We start from the raw sequence: 2,668 nt of genomic DNA on the forward strand, positions 1-2,668 counted from the left end.
AATAGTTATATTTTGAGAAAATGTCCATACAAAATAATAAAATACGTCTAATTAAGCATTTTGTCTACAAAAAGAAAAAGCCTCTAAGAGTATATCAACTTTTAGAGGCTTTTGGCAATCAAATTGTTTGTGAATTCACAAAATTTCGAATTGTGCTTAAAGCACGTGTTGCATGCATTTCAGCACGTTCCGGTTTAGAACGGCGTCCTGGTGGTAACTCAGGGAATATACCGAAGTTAACATTCATCGGCTGGAAGTTTTTCGATTGAGCTTCTGTTATATAACGGGCCATACTTCCTAATGCCGTTTCAAATGGGAAAATAATCGGGTCTTGCCCTAATGCTAAACGAGCAGCATTAATTCCTGCAATTAACCCACTTCCTGCTGATTCAACATACCCTTCTACGCCTGTCATCTGACCTGCAAAGAAAATGTTTTTGCGTTCACGAAGTTGATATGTCTTTTCTAAAACTTTTGGAGAGTTGATGAATGTATTACGGTGCATAACACCATAGCGTACAATTTCCACATTCTCTAATCCAGGGATTAGCTGTAGTACTTCCTTTTGCGGCCCCCATTTAAGATGCGTTTGGAAACCAACAATGTTATAAAGGGTGCCAGCTGCATCATCTTGACGAAGTTGCACAACAGCATAAGGACGTTTCCCTGTTTTTGGATCTTCAAGACCTACTGGTTTCATAGGACCAAATAACATCGTTTTCTCGCCGCGCGCAGCCATAACTTCGATCGGCATACATCCCTCAAAATATATTTCTTTTTCAAATTCTTTCAATGGAACAACTTCCGCTTCTATTAATGCTTGACGGAAACGATCAAATTCTTCTTTTGTCATAGGACAGTTTAAATATGCTGCTTCACCTTTATCATAACGAGACTTCAAATAAACTTTATCCATGTCTATACTATCTTTTTCAATAATGGGTGCTGCTGCATCGTAAAAGTATAAATAATCTAAGCCAGTTAAGCCTTGAATTTTCTCAGCTAAAGCTTTTGAAGTCAATGGACCTGTTGCAATAACTGTAATACCTTCAGGAATTTCAGTAACTTCTTCATGAATAACCTCCACTAGTGGGTGGTTTTTTACAGCCTCAGTTACATATCCCGCAAATTCATGACGATCTACTGCTAATGCGCCGCCAGCAGGTACTGAGCACTGATCTGCAGCTTTTAAGATAACAGAATCTAACAAACGCATTTCTTCTTTAATAACGCCTACGGCATTTGTTAAACCATTTGCACGCAATGAGTTAGAACAAACAAGTTCTGCAAACTTATCCGTATGGTGCGCTGGCGTTTGCTTTACTGGACGCATCTCATAAAGTTTAACTTTTACACCACGCTTAGCAATTTGCCAAGCTGCTTCACTACCTGCAAGTCCCGCTCCAATTACATTTACTACTTGTTCAGCCATGTTTCTTACCATCTTCCTATCTATCATTGAGTTGGTGTCTCTTCATAGTCACACTTTGTACATTGAATTTGGACACCTTTTTTTATCTTTTTCTCTACTAATAATGCACTACATTTCGGGCATGGTCTACTAATTGGCTTGTCCCATGATACAAATTCACATTCAGGGTATTGGTTACAACCATAGAACAGTCGTTTTGTTTTACTTTTTCGCTCTACAATTTCGCCCGTTTCACAGGAAGGACATTTCACACCAATAGGTTTCATAATAGCTTTTGTATTTCTACAGTCCGGGAAGTTCGAGCAAGCCATAAATTTGCCATATCGTCCAAGCTTATAAACCATCGGGGATCCACAAAGCTCGCAATCCTCTCCAGCAGGTTCATCTTTAATCACTACTTTTTCCATAGCCTCATCTGCATGTTTTACATGAACTTCAAAGTCTTTATAAAACTCTTCCACAACATTTTTCCATTGACGATTGCCTTCTTCAATATCATCTAGATCTTGTTCCATTTGTGCTGTGAATTCGATGTTTATGATATCCGGGAAAAATTCTAGTACGAGTTGGTGTACAATTTCACCTAGCTCTGTTGGCATAAAGCGTTTAGCATCTAATACAACATAGCCACGGCGCTGAATTGTATCGAGGGTCGGTGCATATGTGGATGGGCGCCCAATACCTAGTTCTTCCATTGTTTTAACAAGTCGCGCCTCTGAATAACGTGGTGGTGGCTGTGTAAAATGTTGCTTAGGCTCGATTTCAAGCGATTTTACTTGATCACCAATTTCCATTTCAGGCAAAAGTTTTGTCGTCTCTTCTGTCTGATCATCAGTACCTTCGATATACAGTTTCATAAAGCCAGCAAATTTGACTTGTGAGCCATTCGCTCGGAATAAAACATCACCGTTTTGAAGATCAACTGCTACCGTATCTAATATTGCTGGAGCCATTTGGCTGGCGATAAAGCGCTCCCAAATTAAGCGATATAAACGTAACTGATCACGGCTAAGAACAGTCTTCAATTCATCTGGTGTACGCATTGTGCTTGTTGGGCGTATTGCTTCATGAGCATCCTGCGCATTCGAAGCCTTCTTCGTTTGCTTTATCTCAGTAGCAATATATTCTTTACCATACTTTCCTTCAATATAAGTAACCGCTTCCGCTTTAGCCGTATCTGAAATACGTGTTGAATCGGTACGCATATATGTGATTAACCCGACTGTTCCTTCTTTT

Annotated in this window: 2 protein-coding genes; both read right to left on the bottom strand. The window is 39.5% G+C overall.

Features of this window, described 5'->3' with window-relative positions:
- Positions 1 to 118 precede the first annotated feature (118 nt).
- Positions 119 to 1,432: an FADH(2)-oxidizing methylenetetrahydrofolate--tRNA-(uracil(54)-C(5))-methyltransferase TrmFO gene (trmFO, locus tag RT445_RS05855; protein ID WP_312505168.1), complete on the bottom strand. Its 1,314-nt coding sequence runs from the start codon at positions 1,430 to 1,432 to the stop codon at positions 119 to 121.
- 23 nt (positions 1,433 to 1,455) lie between these two features.
- Positions 1,456 to 2,668: DNA topoisomerase (locus tag RT445_RS05860; protein WP_313470094.1), on the bottom strand; the 1,213-nt coding region annotated here is incomplete at its 5' end.

The sequence above is a fragment of the Lysinibacillus sp. genome (assembly GCF_032093475.1).
GTDB classification, from domain to species: Bacteria; Bacillota; Bacilli; order Bacillales_A; family Planococcaceae; genus Lysinibacillus; species Lysinibacillus irui.

What these genes read in the sequence shown, in the direction of transcription:
- trmFO (WP_312505168.1), bottom strand. Translation starts at nt 1,432, where the DNA reads ATGGCTGAACAAGTAGTAAATGTAATTGGAGCGGGACTTGCAGGTAGT.